Origin of the sequence: Bradyrhizobium iriomotense (genome assembly GCF_018129405.1) — a bacterium.
Classification (GTDB): domain Bacteria; phylum Pseudomonadota; class Alphaproteobacteria; order Rhizobiales; family Xanthobacteraceae; genus Bradyrhizobium; species Bradyrhizobium iriomotense_B.
The window spans coordinates 16,076-28,186 of record NZ_JAFCLP010000003.1 but is presented as its reverse complement, the minus strand read 5'-3'; the positions used below and the strand labels follow the sequence as shown (position 1 = coordinate 28,186).

The 12,111-nt window shown below is 65.0% G+C and carries 10 protein-coding genes; 2 read left to right on the top strand and 8 right to left on the bottom strand.

The window, feature by feature from the left end; translation table 11 throughout:
• Positions 1-42: 42 nt before the first annotated feature.
• The 6 genes from JQ592_RS09280 to JQ592_RS09255 all read right to left on the bottom strand — a co-directional run bounded on the left by JQ592_RS09280 (position 43) and on the right by JQ592_RS09255 (position 6,376).
• A complete protein-coding gene (locus JQ592_RS09280) occupies positions 43-1,341 on the bottom strand; it encodes an ATP-binding protein (RefSeq protein WP_211402582.1) in 1,299 nt (432 codons plus the stop codon).
• Between the two features lie 74 nt (positions 1,342-1,415).
• Positions 1,416-2,471: a lysylphosphatidylglycerol synthase domain-containing protein gene (locus JQ592_RS09275; protein ID WP_211402581.1), complete on the bottom strand. Its 1,056-nt coding sequence runs from the start codon at positions 2,469-2,471 to the stop codon at positions 1,416-1,418.
• A gap of 572 nt (positions 2,472-3,043) precedes the next feature.
• Positions 3,044-3,976, bottom strand: coding sequence for a haloalkane dehalogenase (locus JQ592_RS09270; protein WP_211402580.1), 933 nt, complete (start codon positions 3,974-3,976; stop codon positions 3,044-3,046).
• A complete protein-coding gene (locus tag JQ592_RS09265) occupies positions 3,973-4,563 on the bottom strand; it encodes a TetR/AcrR family transcriptional regulator (RefSeq protein WP_211402579.1) in 591 nt (196 codons plus the stop codon). The genes JQ592_RS09270 and JQ592_RS09265 overlap by 4 nt, the downstream gene beginning before the upstream one ends.
• A gap of 119 nt (positions 4,564-4,682) precedes the next feature.
• Positions 4,683-4,979 (bottom strand): hypothetical protein, encoded by a 297-nt coding sequence (locus tag JQ592_RS09260; protein WP_018644511.1) that lies wholly within the window; start codon positions 4,977-4,979, stop codon positions 4,683-4,685.
• A 2-nt stretch (positions 4,980-4,981) separates the two neighbouring features.
• Positions 4,982-6,376, bottom strand: a complete 1,395-nt coding sequence (locus JQ592_RS09255; RefSeq protein WP_211402578.1) for an OmpA family protein — start codon at positions 6,374-6,376, stop codon at positions 4,982-4,984.
• A gap of 167 nt (positions 6,377-6,543) precedes the next feature.
• On the opposite strand from JQ592_RS09255, the gene JQ592_RS09250 reads away from it, so the two are divergent.
• Both JQ592_RS09250 and JQ592_RS09245 read left to right on the top strand, forming a co-directional pair.
• Positions 6,544-7,602 (top strand): polysaccharide deacetylase family protein, encoded by a 1,059-nt coding sequence (locus JQ592_RS09250; RefSeq protein WP_211402577.1) that lies wholly within the window; start codon positions 6,544-6,546, stop codon positions 7,600-7,602.
• Positions 7,603-7,854: 252 nt separating this feature from the next.
• Positions 7,855-8,655 (top strand): SDR family oxidoreductase, encoded by an 801-nt coding sequence (locus tag JQ592_RS09245; RefSeq protein WP_211402576.1) that lies wholly within the window; start codon positions 7,855-7,857, stop codon positions 8,653-8,655.
• Positions 8,656-8,917: 262 nt separating this feature from the next.
• Here JQ592_RS09245 and boxB read toward each other — a convergent pair whose 3' ends face one another.
• Together boxB and boxC are read right to left on the bottom strand one after the other, a co-directional pair.
• Entirely contained in the window at positions 8,918-10,369 is a 1,452-nt protein-coding gene (boxB, locus tag JQ592_RS09240; RefSeq protein ID WP_211402575.1) for a benzoyl-CoA 2,3-epoxidase subunit BoxB, read from the bottom strand.
• Positions 10,370-10,382: 13 nt separating this feature from the next.
• A complete protein-coding gene (gene boxC / locus JQ592_RS09235; protein WP_211402574.1) occupies positions 10,383-12,071 on the bottom strand; it encodes a 2,3-epoxybenzoyl-CoA dihydrolase in 1,689 nt (562 codons plus the stop codon).
• Positions 12,072-12,111 lie beyond the last annotated feature (40 nt).

Below are 12,111 nucleotides of genomic sequence, written 5' to 3'. Positions count from 1 at the left end.
ACAGTCGGATGACACTCCCAAACGATTGAGATCGCTTGAGTTTCAGACCTGAACTGGGGTCTTCGCCTGGGGAAAACAGGCGGTGAAGGTCGCCCCCTGCCGGGGCACGCTTTCGATCAAAAGCCGGCCGCGGTGACGGTTAAGAATATGTTTCACCAGCGATAATCCGAGCCCGGTGCCGCCCTGCGAGCGGCTGTCGCCGACATCGACCCGGTAGAACCGCTCGGTCAGCCGCGGCAGGTGCTCGGGCGCGATGCCGGGGCCGAAATCGCGAACCATGACCCGGATTTCCTGAGTTCCATCAGCGGCGGCGCTCGAGGTCAGCGACACGATGACGCGTCCGCCCGAGGCGCCGTATTTGAGCGCATTTTCGATCAGGTTCTCGAACAGGCGGAGCAGCTCCTCGCGGTCGCCCGCGATCATCACCGGCGGGTCCGGCAGATGGATCTCGACCTCGACCTGGCGCTCGCGCGCCAGCGGCTCGAGCCCGTCGGCAACCTGGCGGATGATCGGCAGCAGGTCGACCAGGGTATCGGGCCGGACATGGGCCGACAGCTCGACCCGCGACAGCGACAGCAGATCGTCGATCAGGCGCGCCATGCGGGTGGCCTGGTTGTGCATGATGCCGAGGAAGCGTTCCCGCGCCTTGGGATCGTCCTTGGCCTGGCCCTGCAACGTGTCGATGAAGCCCGACAGCGCAGCGAGCGGCGTACGCAGCTCATGGCTGGCATTGGCGACGAAGTCGGCGCGCATCTCCTCGACCCGGCGCAGCGGCGTCTGGTCGTGGAACGTCATCAGCATGCATTTGTCGGCACCACCGAACGAGGTCGGCACCGGCACCGGCGTGATGATCAGCTCCATCCAGCGATCGACCGGGACGTGGTCGAGATAGGTCGCGCGCCGCGGCTCCGTGGTCGCAATCGACTCGCGCAGCGCCGTGATGATCTCCGGCGAGCGCAGCGCGAACTGGGCAAGCTCGTTCCGGCGCAGCGCCGGCGCAAGCTGGGCGGCTGCGGCATTGAGATGGATGACGCGGCCGGCGCGGTCGAGCAGCACGGCCGGATCCGGCATGCCGGCGACGACCGCGGCCACCGCGGCGCTCTCGACCGGGTTGATGCGCCTGACGTCGTCGCGGGAGGCGGCGGGATCGTGCAGCCGCCAGGGGATCAGCGCCGCGGCGGCGATGCAGAGGAACACGGCAATGGCGTGCAGCGCCGACAATTCCCCGAGCGAGACCACCACCGACAGCGCCAGCGCCGCGGCGATCAGGATGATGGTCGAGTGCCGCAGCCGGTCGGACCAGGGCTGGGCAGCGGGAGAAGAAGGGGCGTCAATCGCCATCGGGCGGGCTTCTCCTGGAGGATGTGTCCTAACGGCCTTGTCTTAAGGGCCTTGTCTCAAAGGCTTGGCCCCGGTCAGACGCCGCCGTCGCTGCGCTCTCTCACATAGGCGGCCTCAGGCGCCGGGCCGGGGTCGAGCTTGAGCGCCGCCTGCTGCAAGCGCTTCGATCGGGCACCGATTATAACTTCGCGAAACGTCAGCAAGATTACAGATATGACGAACGGGGACAGATAATAGAGCACGCGGAACAGGAGCATGCCGCCGAGCAGTTCCTCCCGGTCCATCTGCCAGAGGCCGACCAGCATGGCGGCGTCGAACACGCCGAGGCCCCCGGGCGAGTGGCTGGCAAAGCCGAGCAGGGTGGCCGAGACGAAGATCACCGCGACCACGACGAAGCCGAGATTGGGCTCGTCCGGGACCAGCACGTACATCGCCAGCGCGCAGAAGCCGAGGTCGATGATGCCGATCGCGATCTGAAGCAGCGTCAGCGGTCCGCCCGGCAGCACCACGGTCCAGGGCCCGCGTCCGACCACGCGCGGCTGGGTCCAGACCCAGACCACATAGGCGACCAGCGCCACGATGATCATCAGCGCCAGCGTCCGGTTCAGCCAGGGCGGGAGCTGGTCGATCGAGGCCGCCGCCTCCGGATGATAGGAGATGCCGAGGCCCAGCACGGCGGCATTGCCGAGCCAGAAGGTCAGACCCGCGAGGAAGCAGATCTTGGCGACGTCGATCGCGTTCAGCCCATAGGCCGAATAGATGCGATAGCGCACCGCACCGCCAGTGAAGACGCTGGCGCCGACATTATGGCCGATCGAATAGCTGGTGAAGGCGGCGAGCGCGTTGATGCGGTAGGGCACGTGGGCATGGCCGATCGCGCGCGTGGCGAACAGGTCGTAGAAAGTCAGGGTGAAATAGCCGGCGGCCACGAACAGGGCGGCCATCGCAATCTGGCTCGGCTCGGTGCTCTTGATCGCTTCGAGGACCTCGTTGAAATCGATGCCGCGCAGCATGTGGTAGAGCACATAGCAAGCGATGCCGATGACCGCGACGCTGATCACAACTCCAAGCTTATGCAGGATTTGCTTCTGGCGCAGAAACGTCATCGCCCTGCGTATGGCTTCCAGCATCTAGACCTCGAACAACACTTCAGCGGCCAGGACGGCCGGCGAACAGGCGAACGACGCACAGGCACTCGACGGCCCCTCACCGCCGGCTCCGGCATCGCGCACGCCCCCCGCCTCTCCACTAGCGCGTTTTGGCGCGGAGTGGAATTCGCCAATTCGAACAAAAACTCGTGCCTTCAATGTTTTAGGCAGGTTGCGAGCTCCGGATGCACGGTTTGGCGCTTTCGGCGGCAAGGCTTGACGCGAATCTCCGTGGCAATCCTGCGCAGTCGCCATGAAGTTTTGATGATTTCGGCCGCACAATGTTCCTTCACGCCTTAAGCCGAAATCAATCTATGGGCCGCACCGGCCTGTTGAAAGAGGGGGGACATTCCGGGGCCCCGTTCACGGATTTCCGGCGCGCTGGAAGGCCGCGGCACGGGCAGCGGCCTTTCGAGGACGATCCGATGATGCTCCGGACTATTGCCGCACTGCGGCGACGGCGGCCACGATTTCGTCGGGGCCCGGAAAGTGGCCTCGCCGCGGCCGGCGACATGCTGTCCGCCGGCCTTGACCTGGAAGACATCGCCCCTCCGTCAGGCCGCGAGTTGCGGACGCGCTGCCTCGATGCCGGCGATCCAGCCGGCGACAGAGCGGCCGATCGCCTCGGGGTGATCCTCCTGGAGGAAGTGCAGCCCGGGTCCGAGATGGACATGCGCGCAATGCTTCAGCGAGCTAGCGAACCGCTCGGCAAATTCCGGCGCGACGAGTGCACCGGGCGTGCCCGAGAACAGCAGCTTTGGATAGGGCGACACCGCGAGCGCCGCATGCGCGGATTGGAGTGTCTCGTAAACATCGGCAGGCTCGCCCGCGATGGGCAGCTCGCGGGGAAAGGCAAGCACCGGGCGACGGCTCTCGGGTGTCGGGAACGGCGCGCGATAAGGCGCCATCTCGTCGTCGCTGAGCTTGCGCACGACGCCGCCGGGCAGCACGCGCTCGACGAACGCATTCGCCTCGAGGATCATGGTCTCGCCGTCGCCCGGCGTCCTGAATTTGCGGAACACGGCCCTCGCCGCCTCGGCGTGGTCCTGCTCCTCCGCGACCTCGGTGTGGTGAAAGTCCTGCCAGGTCGGCATCGGCCGGATGAACTCCATGAAAGCAAGGCCGCGCACGAAATCCGGCCGGCGCGCGGCGAGATGAAATGCGAGCGCGGTACCCCAGTCCTGTGCAACGAGATAGGCAGACGTGATGCCGCGCTCCTCGATGAAGGCGTCGAGATAGCGGACGTGATCGGCGAAGCGATAGGCAATGTCGGGTTTGCCGGATTGGCCAAAGCCGACAAGATCGGGCGCGATGCAATGCGCGACCGGCGACACCAGCGGCAAGATGTTGCGCCAGATGTAGGACGAGGTCGGATTGCCGTGCAGGAACAGTGCGACCGGCGCATCCTTTGCGCCCATCCTGCGATAAGCCATCGTGCTTCCCAGAACTGGTGCGCTGCGGATCTCGATCTCGGCAAGCTTGCTCATGTCGTCTCCTTGAACACGGTTTTGAAGGCGATGGTCTTGAAGCGTTCGAGCGCATCGGGATTGCGGTCGACCTTCATGCGCAGGATCGCGCCCTGCCAGGACGCGAGCAGGAAATCGGCCAGCTCTTCCGGCTCGAAGTCGGATGCGATCTCACCGCGCGTCTGGGCTTCACCGATGCAGGCCGCGAACGGCCCACGCCATTCTGCAAAGATCTCGGCGAGGCGCTCGCGCAGCATCTCGCTGCTGCCACTCGCCTCCAGACTGAGATCGCCGATCAGGCAGCCGCGGCCATAGCCATCCGCTTCAAGCCGGCCGGTGATAATGTCGAGATAGCGTCGCAGCCGCGCACGTGGCGTCAGCGAGGTATCGTCGAGCGCCTCCGCGACCAGCCCCTTCGTGACGCTGAAATAGCGGTCGAGCACCTCGGAGGCGAACGCCTCCTTGGAGCGGAAGTGGTTGGTGAAGGACCCCTGCGGCGCGCCCGCCGCGGCCGTGACGTCGCGCACGCTGGTCCCATGATAGCCGGTTCGAAACATGACCTTCAGGCCGGCATCGAGGATGGCGTCTTTAAGCGAGGGCTTTGGCATGGGTCGAATAATACGTACGTACGTATTATTGTCAAGCACTGTAGTCACGCTTCGGCAATTGGCCAGCCAATCAGGCGGTTACGCGATGACGATGGGGTCCGTCCGGGCGAGCCGACGTCTCAGGCCGGCGGTGCGGTGCGCGCGACCACCCGGTCGCGCAGCCAGGCACCGATGGTACAGCCGACCAGGTAGCAGGCGAACATGATCAGGCCGAGGTCGAGCCAGTAGCCGAAGCGGCCGGGGACCACATGCGCGAATGAGGCCGCGACCAGGCCTGCGGCGAGCAAAGCGAGCCAGCGCGCGGTGACCTTGGAGGTGCCGTTGCCGCGCTGGACCACCGAGATCCAGCCCATGCAGAAGCCCAGCAGCACCGAGCCGATCAGCCAGCCCATATGGAACGAGACGAGATAGGGCATCGTCACCTCACCAGAAATTCGATGCGGCGGTTCTGGGCCTTGCCGTCGTCGGTGTCGTTGCCGGCGACGGGCTGCGTTGCGCCATAGCCGACCGCGCTGAAGCGGCTGGCGGGCAGGCCGGCCTTGACCAGGTAGTCGATCACCGCCTGCGCCCGCTTCTCGGACAGCGCCTGGTTGAAGGAATCCTCACCGTCGGCATCGGTGTGGCCCGCGACCTCGATATTGGCGTTAGGGCAGCGCAGCGCCGTCTCGATCAGGTGATCGAGGATGCCGGCGGAGTCCGGATCGATGTCGGCGCGCTTGGCCGCGAAGCGGATCTTGCCCTTGCCCAGAAGCTCGGAGAACAATTGCTGGCAGACCGTGCCGTCGACCGGGCCCGGCGCCGGCTTCACCGTGATCTCCGGCTTATATTGCCAGGTCTTTGGAAAATCCTTGCCGAGGCCTGCGCGAATGTCGTTGGCGGCGCCTTCATAGAGCGCATCGCCCGACAGCTTCACCTCGCGGTCGGAGACGACGAGCGTGCCGGTCGACAGCCGCGACAGGGCCCCGAGCGCTGCGACCACGGCGGGATTGAAGGAGGCGGGTGCGCCGATGCTGGCCTTGAGATTGTCGACGACCTTTTCGCCGAAGAACTTTCGCGACGCACTGGTGGCAATCGCCGCGTGGACATTGTTGTCGGGGACGTAGCCGGTCAGCGTCACGGTCGCGGCGACCGGATCCTTGTAGGCCTGGAAGATGTAGGGCGGTGCCTTGATCTCGTTGGCGGCGATCGAGAACCCCTCGGGCAAATTCTTCAGCGCGGCCGCGATCGCCTCGCGACCGCCGAGCTCACGCGCCATGCCCGACAGATTGACCTTGGTGTCTGATATCGTGATCTTGCCGTCCTTGAGCTTGCCGATCTGGTCGAGCAGCAGCATTGCGGCAGCCTCGAAGCGCGGCGGCGCGCCGCGCGCAAGACCCATCTGATCGGCCACCTCGACGCCCCCGACCTCCTTGCGCGCCGCCTCGGTCAGGCGGGCCTTCATCGACGGCAGGGGGGCGGAACCGGACAGCGTCACCCGCACCACGTCGCGCTCGGCGTTCCAGACGAAGGGTTTTGCCTCGGGAACGAGGCGGGTCCGGTCGTCGACCAGGCGCACGCCCGGGACCAGCTCGACCGCCATCACCGCGTCGCGACGACCCTCCTCGGAAAAGGCGTCCGCGGCGAGGCTGACGTCGCGGCCGTCCACCGCGATCCGGGTCTTGTCCAGAACGGTATCCTTTAGCGCCGCCGAGCTGCGGGCGGACAAATCCGCCTCGACCGGCACGGTATTATTCCAGGCCGCAAATCCCCACATGACGGCCAGGGGGATGAGCCCCGGCCACCATTTGCTGGCCCACCTGAAAAGCTTCTGCATTCGACGACCCGAACTCTGGAACCGGAGACAAAACAAACCCTTGGCGGGCTGTCAAACCGGAAATGGCGCCATTCCGAAGGCCCTGCGTGGACAATTGGAATAACTTTTTCTTCAAGGGTCCTTCCTTAGAGTCGAGGGCGGAATGCCCGGGGGTCCGCCAGCCTGCAATGAAACAACTCCGCAACAACGTCATCCGCGCCGGGCTGGGGGCACTCTACTTCAGTGGTGCGCATCATCTGCTGCGTCCGCTGCTCTCGGGCGTCGGCGCCATTTTCATGTTGCATCACGTGCGGCCGGCCCGCGACGACGCGTTCCAGCCGAACCGGCATCTCGAGGTCACCCCCGAGTTCCTCCGCGCGACGCTGAGCCATCTGCGCACGCGCGACATCGACATCGTCAGCATGGACGAGCTGCATGAGCGGCTGGCGCAGGGCCGGTTCGACCGCCGCTTCGCCGCCTTCACGCTCGACGACGGCTATCGCGACAATCTGGACTATGCGCTGCCGGTGCTGCGCGAATTTGACGCGCCTTTGGCGGTCTATGTCGCCAGCGATTTCGCAGAAGGCATCGGGCGGCTGTGGTGGACGGCGCTGGAGGCCGTGATCGCCAAGGCCGAGCAGATCGAGGTGAGAATCGGCAATTCCGCGCTACGGCTCGATGCGACGACGCCGGCTGCAAAGCAGACGGCGTTCGACCGCCTGCACGATTGGCTGCGCTCGCTGCCCGGCGAACATGATCTGGCGCGCGAGATCGCAGCGCTCTGCACCCGACATGGCGTCGACATGGAAGCGCTGTGCCGCGGCCTCTGCCTGTCCTGGGACGAGATGAAGTCTTTTGCCGCCGATCCGCTCGTCACGATCGGGGCCCATACCGTCAGCCATTGCAATCTCGCGAGGCAGAGCGAGGAGATCGCCGCACAGGAGATGGCCGTGAGCCGCACGCGGATCGAGCAGGCGCTGGAGCGTCCCGTGCTGCATTTCGCCTATCCCTATGGCGACCGCGATGCCGCGGGCGAGCGCGAATTCAGCCTTGCCGCCTCCGCCGGATTCAAGACCGCGGTGACGACGCGGCCCGGCATGCTGTTCGCCGAGAACGCCGGCCACATGACCGCACTGCCGCGCGTCTCGCTCAACGGCAATTACCAGGACACGCGGATTTTGCCGGTGCTGACCTCGGGCGCGGCAACGGCGATGTGGAACGGTTTCCGCCGGATCGCCGCGGCGTAGCTACTCCAATCTCCGCTGTCGTCCCGGCGAAGGCCGGGACCCATACCGCGTGATTTTTCGATTGCGATCAGTATCAATCCCGAACGACCAGCCTTCGCCAAACATCTCCCTGGGGTTATGGGTCCCGGCCTCCGCCGGGACGACACCGAGTTTGTTGGACCGCTGTCGCTATACACTCGCATCCCATCGCAGCGCCTTCCTTGACTCCCCTCTCCGCCCCGCCCACAACGGGCGCCAACCAAGGGAGGTACCATGTTCGACGATCTGTTCTCGCTCAAAGGCCGCATCGCGCTCGTGACCGGCGGCTCGCGCGGCATCGGCAAGATGATCGCGGCGGGATTCCTCAGCGCCGGCGCTGCGAAGGTCTACATCACCGCGCGCAAGGCCGGACCGTGCGAGGCGACCGCGCAAGAGCTCACCGCGCAATATGACGGCGAATGCATCGCGCTGCCGATCGACATCTCCACCGTCGAAGGCTGCAACAGGCTCGCCGGCGAAATCATCAAGCTGGAGCCGAAGCTCGACATCCTCGTCAACAATGCCGGAGCGGCCTGGGGCGCGGAGTTCGACGAATTCCCGGAGAGCGGCTGGGACAAGGTGATGGACCTCAACGTCAAGTCGCTGTTCTTCCTGACCAAGGCGCTGGCAAAGCCGCTCCGCGCGGCAGCCAGCGCAGAACGTCCGGCGAAGGTGATCAACATCGCCTCGGTCGACGGCATCTTCGTCAATCCGAGCGAGACCTATTCCTACGCCGCCAGCAAGGCCGCCGTGATCCATCTGACACGGCGCATGGCGACGAAGCTGGTCAAGGACAACATCAACGTCACCGCGATCGCGCCGGGCGCGTTCAAGTCCGACATGAACCGCGCCGCGCGCGACCACGCGGACGAGGTCGCAAAGCGCATTCCGGCGCGGCGGATCGGAAGCGACGAGGATATGGCGGGAGTCGCAATCTATCTCGCCTCGCGCGCCGGCGACTACGTGGTCGGCAACACCATCGCCGTCGACGGCGGCGTGGTGTACGCGAATGCCGGGCTGGAGATTGCGGGGTAGGCGAACCGGGGGACTAGGAGAGCGAGCGATAGACGCGACGCCCTCACCTCATATTCAGTGTCGTCCCGGACAAGCGCGCCTTAAGCGCGCGTAGATCCGGGACCCATAACCACAGGACTTAATTTGGCGAAGACTCGTGGTTGCCTGCTCGCGCCACGACCTCTCCCTGGGGTTATGGGTCCCGGATCTGCACAAACGCCTGGCAACGCTATGCGTCGCCAGGCGTTTGCTTGTCCGGGACGACAGTTGAGTATGAGGCCCCTCACGACTCGATCTTCACGTATTCGAAATCGCCCGGCTTGTTGTCGATGCCAACCTTCGGCGGCGAGATCCAGGAGGCGAACTGGCCGATTTCGGTGACGGGCTGCATCAAGGAGGTGATGAAGTCGCCGTCGGCCGTCGAAGGCAGCCATTCGTCCTTGCGCCTGGCCCAAGTGGCATCGTCGATCAAAATGCCGTCGGGCGTGGCATGCACGTCCTTGAACTCACCGATGTGGCGGTGGAAGGCGACATTGGGCAGCGTCAGCTTGAAGTCGTAGCCGGCGGTCGAGATCACCTTGTTCCAGCGCAGCATGCCCTTGACGCAATCCTGGCTGTAATCGTCGCGCAGGCGCATGTTGAGCGCGGTGAGCGCCGGCTCGTCGACCAGCTTGACCTCGCCGTTGATCAGCTTGAGCACCGGATAGGTGGAGTTCTTGAGCTGATGATCGTCCTCGATCTGGGTCTCGTGATAGCGCCCCTTGATTCCGGCGTTGAAGGCGTTGGCCGCATTGGTCGAGACCTCCGAGCCGAACAGGTCGAGCGACAGCGTATAGTGCAGGTTCAGCTTCTTCTGGATGGTCGGCAGATCGATCACACCGAGCGCACGGACCTTCGCGATGTTGGTGGGATCGGTGATGCCGGCCGCCTTCATCGCATCGCAGGTGCGCTGCACGACGCGGGTGATGCCGGTCTCGCCGACGAACATGTGGTGCGCTTCCTCGGTCAGCATGAAGCGGCAGGTGCGCGACAGGGGATCGAAGCCCGACTGCGCCAGCGAGTGCAGCTGCATCTTGCCGTCGCGGTCGGTGAAGTAGGTGAACATGAAGAAGGACAGCCAGTCCGGCGTCGCCTCGTTGAAGGCGCCGAGCATGCGCGGCGCGTCGGCATCGCCGGAGCGGCGGCGCAGCAAATCATCCGCTTCTTCACGGCCGTCGCGGCCAAAATACTTTTGCAGCAGGTAGACCATCGCCCAGAGATGACGGCCTTCCTCGACATTGACCTGGAACAGATTGCGCATGTCGTAGAGCGAGGGCGCGGTCTTGCCGAGATGGCGCTGCTGCTCGACCGAAGCGGGCTCGGTGTCGCCCTGGATCACGATCAGGCGGCGCAGCATGGCGCGATGCTCGCCGGGGACTTCCTGCCAGGCAGGCTCGCCATAATGCTCGCCGAAGGGAACGACGCGATTTTCTTCCTGAGGAGCAAGGAGGATGCCCCAGCGATATTCGGGCATGCGGACATAGTCGAACTTGGCCCAGCCGCGCGGATCGACGGAGTAAGCGGTGCGCAAATAGACCAGCGATTCCTGGAAGCCTTCCGGCCCCATGTCGCTCCACCAGTCCATATAGCCGGGATGCCAGCCTTCCAACGCCTTCAGCACCTGGCGGTCTTCGGCGAGATTCACGTTGTTGGGAATCTTGGTCGAGTAGTCGACGTTCATGATGTTCATGTTCATGGCCGTGCTCTCCTTAAACCCGCGTCATATCGAATTTCGGCTTCTGGCCGCTGCCGTAGCGGCGCAGCGCGCCTTCCTCGCCGACCGCGTTGGGGCGCTGGAAGATCCAGTTCTGCCAGGCGGTGAGGCGCGCGAAGATCTTTGACTCCATCGTCTCGGGGCCGACGAAGCGGAGGCTCGCTTCCATGCCGGTGAGACTGTCGGGCGAGAAGCTGGCGCGCTCCTCCAGGAACACGCGGACCTCGTCGTCCCAGTCGATGTCGTCGAGCGCGAAGGTGACGAGGCCGAGCTCTTCTGCCTGCTCGGCATCGAGGCTGGTGCCGAGCGTTGCTTCGGCGCGCTCCACGTCGGACGGATCGGCCTGGAAGCGCGATTCCAGCCGTGTCAGTCCGTGGCTCATCGGGTACGGGCCGAAGTTCATGGCGGACAGCTCGATCGATGGCGGCGGGCGGTTGTCGCCCTGGCGCGTGCCGATCAGCATGTAGGAGCGGTCGGCGGCAAACACGAGCTCGGCCAGCGTGCCGGCAAAGCAGGAGCCCGGCTCGACCAGCGTCACCAGCGTACGCGAGGTGACGTCGATGCGCTTGAGCACACGCTTCCAGTAATGCCTGATCTCGTTGACCAGCCAGTGCGCCTTGTTCACTTCGAGGAACGCGTCGCTGGCGAGCACATGGGCGCGGTCGCCATGGCTCTTGAACACCAGCATCGCGATCTCGAGCTCGTTGATGCGCAAATGCAGGATGGCATCGTCGAGCTCGCGCGCGACCTGGAGCGGCCAGAACGCAGCGCCCTGCGCCATCATGCCGTCGATGTCGGCGGGCGGCGCAGCCTCGGGGGCCTTGATCGAGATGGTGGCGATGCGCGCGGCGCGGTCAAGATCGACGGTGACGAAGCCGTAATGGATGCTGGTCTCGCCGATCACGCGCTTGAGCGGCGTCAGCGCGATGCCCTTGCCGCTGCCCTTGCGCTTCGAGGCCGCAGCGAACTCTTTGGCGCGCTCGGCGATCTTGCCTTCCAGCTTCGAGTTCGGCGCGATCTCGTCGACGAGACGCCACTGCACGGCGCGCTTGCCCTTCACGCCTTCCTCGATGGTGCAGAAGAAGTCGGCGTGGTCGCGGCGCACCTTGCGTTTGTCGACGACGCGGGTGAGGCCGCCGGTGCCCGGCAGCACCGCGAGCAGCGGCACTTCAGGCAAGGCGACAGCCGACGAGCCATCGTCGGCGAGGATGATGTGGTCGGTCGCGAGCGCCAGCTCGTAGCCGCCGCCGGCGGCCGAGCCGTTCACTACAGTGATGAAGCGCTGGCCGGAATTCTCCGACGAGTCTTCCATGCCGTTGCGGGTCTCGTTGGTGAACTTGCAGAAGTTCACCTTGTGGGCGTGGGTGGAGCCCGCGAGCATGCGGATGTTGGCGCCGGCGCAGAACACGCGGTTCTTGGCCGAGCGCATCACCACGACCTTCACCTCGGGATGCTCGAAGCGCAGGCGCTGGATCGCATCGGCAAGCTCGATGTCGACGCCGAGGTCGTAGGAATTGAGCTTGAGCAGGTAGCCCTCGAACAGGCCGCCATTCTCGTCGACATCCATGGTCAGCGTCGCAACATCGCCATCGACCGCGAGCTTCCAGTGCTTGTAGCGGGACGGTTCGGTCTGGAAATCGATGAATGTCGCGCCGCCTGCGAGGCGCCGATCTTCCCCGGCCATGGGCCACCCTTGAGCTTGATTATGTATTCTGGCGTTTACC

Bases quoted from the DNA above. Each gene is read 5' to 3' on its own strand.
- JQ592_RS09280 (WP_211402582.1), bottom strand. From the start codon at position 1,341: ATGGCGATTGACGCCCCTTCTTCTCCCGCTGCCCAGCCCTGGTCCGAC.
- JQ592_RS09275 (WP_211402581.1), bottom strand. From the start codon at position 2,471: ATGCTGGAAGCCATACGCAGGGCGATGACGTTTCTGCGCCAGAAGCAA.
- JQ592_RS09270 (WP_211402580.1), bottom strand. From the start codon at position 3,976: ATGAGCAAGCTTGCCGAGATCGAGATCCGCAGCGCACCAGTTCTGGGA.
- JQ592_RS09265 (WP_211402579.1), bottom strand. From the start codon at position 4,563: ATGCCAAAGCCCTCGCTTAAAGACGCCATCCTCGATGCCGGCCTGAAG.
- JQ592_RS09260 (WP_018644511.1), bottom strand. From the start codon at position 4,979: ATGCCCTATCTCGTCTCGTTCCATATGGGCTGGCTGATCGGCTCGGTG.
- JQ592_RS09255 (WP_211402578.1), bottom strand. From the start codon at position 6,376: ATGCAGAAGCTTTTCAGGTGGGCCAGCAAATGGTGGCCGGGGCTCATC.
- JQ592_RS09250 (WP_211402577.1), top strand. From the start codon at position 6,544: ATGAAACAACTCCGCAACAACGTCATCCGCGCCGGGCTGGGGGCACTC.
- JQ592_RS09245 (WP_211402576.1), top strand. From the start codon at position 7,855: ATGTTCGACGATCTGTTCTCGCTCAAAGGCCGCATCGCGCTCGTGACC.
- boxB (WP_211402575.1), bottom strand. From the start codon at position 10,369: ATGAACATGAACATCATGAACGTCGACTACTCGACCAAGATTCCCAAC.
- boxC (WP_211402574.1), bottom strand. From the start codon at position 12,071: ATGGCCGGGGAAGATCGGCGCCTCGCAGGCGGCGCGACATTCATCGAT.